This is a genomic window from Schlesneria sp., from assembly GCF_036405755.1.
GTDB lineage: Bacteria > Planctomycetota > Planctomycetia > Planctomycetales > Planctomycetaceae > Schlesneria > Schlesneria sphaerica.
Genome location: NZ_DASWWZ010000273.1, coordinates 1 through 3,494 on the forward strand (window position 1 = coordinate 1; position 3,494 = coordinate 3,494).

Below are 3,494 nucleotides of genomic sequence, written 5' to 3' on the forward strand. Positions count from 1 at the left end.
TCTGATTAGCCCTCTCCCATCGCACGCGCAGTTCGGCGGCGGTGGTAGCGGAGGGGGTGGTTTCGGAGGAGGCCGGGGTGGTGGCGCGGGGGGGGGAGGATTTGGCGGTGGCGGTGCTGGCGGCGGCCTCGGCGGAGGGGGACTTGGTGCTTCGGGCATGAGTGCCGGTGGCATGGGCGGCGGGGGACTCGGTGGTGCTGGCGGACTTGGCGGAGGTCCGGGGGGCGGTGCCGGCGGGGGCTTCGGCGGTGCGGGGGCGTTCGGCCAGGGGAATATGAACAACGGCATGAATGCCATGGGCCAGCAGGGACAAGGGTTCCTGGGGGTCAATACTAACCCGAACAACTTTCTGGGACGCAACGTTCAGGGGCAGGGCCAGAACGGAATGATGAATCAGAATATGGGTGGCAATCGTCGCGGTGGTGGCAACCGCGGTAACCCGAATGGCGGGATGTTCAATAATCAGCAGCAGCAGGGAGGTATGGGCGTTGGCTTCGGCGGCGCACAGAGGCAGGCTCCGCCGATCCGGCCACGTCAGAAAGTCGCCTTCGAGCATACCCCCGCTCACTTGCCCACTGTTTCGACAAAGCTTGAAACAAAGCTCAACAAAATGACATCGTTGAAATCCAGCAATGTCAAACTGAGTGTCAGCCCCGAAGGGGAAGTGGTCCTCCGCGGTCAAGTTGCTTCCGCCGAACGGGCGAAGGTGGCGGAAATCATTGCTCGTCAGGAACCCGGCGTCCGGAAAGTTCGTAACGAGCTGACTTATCCGGATACGACGCAGACTCCCTGATTGCAGTTTCTGAAGTGCCTGAGACCCTCAAGGACTTTCTTACAGACATTGCCCGGCCAGATTTAATTGCCATTCAATTGTTACGGACGGCCGTTGCCGGTCCAGGAAACAATGATGCCGTCTCGAGTCAGATCGACTGGTTCGGATGATACGTCGCCACTTCAGGGTACCGCCACGCTCATGCGTTCTGCAGGATCTCTGTCACGACGCGTCCACTGACATCAGTCAAGCGGAAATCACGGCCGTTGTACCGATACGTTAACCGCTCATGGTGAAGACCTAACTGGTGAAGAATCGTCGCGTGCAGGTCGTTGATACTGACCCGGTCGATGAGTGCTTTGTAGCCGATCTCATCCGTTTCACCGAACAGGGTTCCCCCTTTAACGCCTCCCCCGGCGAACCAGGTGGTAAAGGCGTGCGGATTGTGGTCTCGACCGGTTCCACCCTTCTGTACGAGCGGCAGGCGACCAAATTCACCCCCCCAGACGACCAGGGTTTCGTCGAGCATTCCACGCTCGGCCAAGTCCGTCAGCAATGCTGCGATCGGCTGATCTGTTTCCGCGGCAAAGCCGGTATGGTTGCCTGCGATATTCGCGTGACCGTCCCAACTCCGTTCGTTCTCCATTCCGCCGGAGTAAATCTGCACAAAGCGAACGCCCCGTTCGACGAGCCGTCGAGCCGTCAAACACTGCTTCGAGAAGTGAGCGCACTTGGGGTTGTCGAGTCCGTACAGCTTCTGTGTCGCTTCTGATTCACTCGCAAGATCCAGTGCTTCGGGGGCGGCCATCTGCATGCGGTAAGCCAGCTCGAAGGATTCAATCCGCGCCGCCAGTTCTGACTCGGCCGCATGTCGATCCAGGTGAGTCCGGTTCAGCGTGGCCAGAAGATCGAGTTGCGATCTCTGCTGCTGGTCAGACATCCCCTGTGCCCGTTTCAGATTTTCGATCGGATCGCCTTGAGGTTTGAGTGCAGTTCCCTGAAAGACGCTGGGTAAGAAGCCGGCACCCCAGTTTTGAGCATGTCCTTTGGGAATTCCCCGTCCCAGTGTGTCGTACATGACGACGAAAGCGGGCAAGTTCTGGCTTTCACTCCCCAGACCGTATGTGACCCAGGAACCGACGCAGGGAAAGCCCTGCCGGGACATCCCGGTATTGATACGAAACAGAGCAGGGGAGTGGTTATTGGAATCAGTCCAGCAGGAGTAGACGAAGGCCATCTTGTCGACGTGGCGAGCCATCTGCGGAAAGATTTCGCTGACCCAGGCACCACATTCTCCATGCTGTCCAAACTTGAAGGGGGATTTCATCAGGGGGCCCCCCTGACCAGCGAAGAAACCCGTGGTCTGATCGAATCCGACAAGCTCAGTGCCGTCCCGCTTCTGCAGTTCTGGTTTGTAGTCCCAGGTGTCGACCTGGGACGGTCCCCCATTCATGAAGAGCCAGATAACCGATTTCGCCTTGCCAGGGAAATGGCCGGGACAGGAGGCGAGCGGATTCACTCCCGAAGACGTCGCAGCATGTCCCAACCCCCCTTCCTGGGCCAGCAGACTTGCCAGCGCGAGGGAACCGAATCCATTCCCAGCCTTCGCGAGGAATTGTCGACGTGTCGAACCCCACGGCAGCGGAGCAGTTGGAATGTGTGTCGACATGGGATCTCTCGCGAGCTTTTTGAGGAGATTCAACTGGCGTGACTACACGATTCTATACCGAATCAAAACGTCCGACGTCCAATCTGCGAATGTCAGTGATACGTGCCGAAGAACGTGGATGCCGACTCGCGAGAGCATTTCAGGAGAAGCCGATCTGGATGTTGATGCAAAGGAGAACAGGGAGCAGCGCGGCACTGCTCCCTGTTCTGAATGTGATTCGCAGAAGGCGAACTGATCGCGGCGATCGTCGTCTCGATGTCCTTCCTCACGACTTTTCATTGATGACGGGGGGCTCTGCGGGCTTCGGAGCGTGCGGTGCCGCGTGGGGCGTGAAATAGGCGACGGTCACAATGCAAACCGCCATTCCCATGATCCCCAGCCAGAGACGTGGGTCGGCCTGGGTCTTGGTTGTCAGCACCGCGACGATGGCGCTGACGGACACAGCCGTCCCGAACACGATGGGCATCACGACTTGAGGCATCGCGGTTCCTCCAGTGAACATGGCCAGCGTCAGCGTCAAAGCTCCCCATGCTCCCAGCGTACCCGCGGCAAATCCCCAGATCGTCCCTTGCCGGGTGAACGTAAAGGCGTCTCCTTTGGCAAACATGCCGACCAGCCCACCGATGATTCCCCAGAGCAGGTATGCCACGCCGATCATGACGTACGGTTTGAAGGGGCTCTTCTCGAATGCACGCGCCTGACCAAGCACGGGGCCATACGTTCCCCAGAACAAGCCAGTCAAAAGCGCGAATACAACAGGCAGAAGACTTTTCATTTCACGGGTCTCGAATTCGTCAAATTGTCCGGACGGTTGGTTGCAAATGCAGGGCAATCTTAACGGAGAACCACGGATTCTGCACGTCCCGTAGAGGCGACTCATCGACCTTCACGCGATTCAACCTGGTCATGTTAAGTGGGGTTGAGACGCTGCTTTACCCGCACCGCTACGGCTGCGGGGCTGGCACGTAAACGCAGAATGCCCCCCAACCGGGGGGCACTTGAATGAATCACATTGTTGACGGTGAACCGCGAGGCCCGGTCAGTCACCGTCTT

3 protein-coding genes are annotated in these 3,494 nt (G+C 58.7%); 1 reads left to right on the forward strand and 2 read right to left on the reverse strand.

All coding sequences use genetic code 11. The annotated features are described in order from the left end of the window. A partial coding sequence (locus VGE80_RS09605; RefSeq protein ID WP_440592506.1) for a BON domain-containing protein occupies window positions 1-793 on the forward strand: 793 nt, incomplete at its 5' end. Window positions 794-971: 178 nt separating this feature from the next. Here the strand turns inward: VGE80_RS09605 and VGE80_RS09610 are convergent. Continuing rightward, window positions 972-2,441 carry a DUF1501 domain-containing protein gene (locus VGE80_RS09610; RefSeq protein WP_373651515.1) on the reverse strand — a complete coding sequence of 490 codons (1,470 nt, stop codon included), beginning with the start codon at window positions 2,439-2,441 and terminating at the stop codon, window positions 972-974. 265 nt (window positions 2,442-2,706) lie between these two features. Then, complete coding sequence (locus tag VGE80_RS09615) at window positions 2,707-3,216, reverse strand: hypothetical protein (RefSeq protein ID WP_373651516.1); 510 nt, start codon at window positions 3,214-3,216, stop codon at window positions 2,707-2,709. Between the last annotated feature and the right edge of the window lie 278 nt (window positions 3,217-3,494).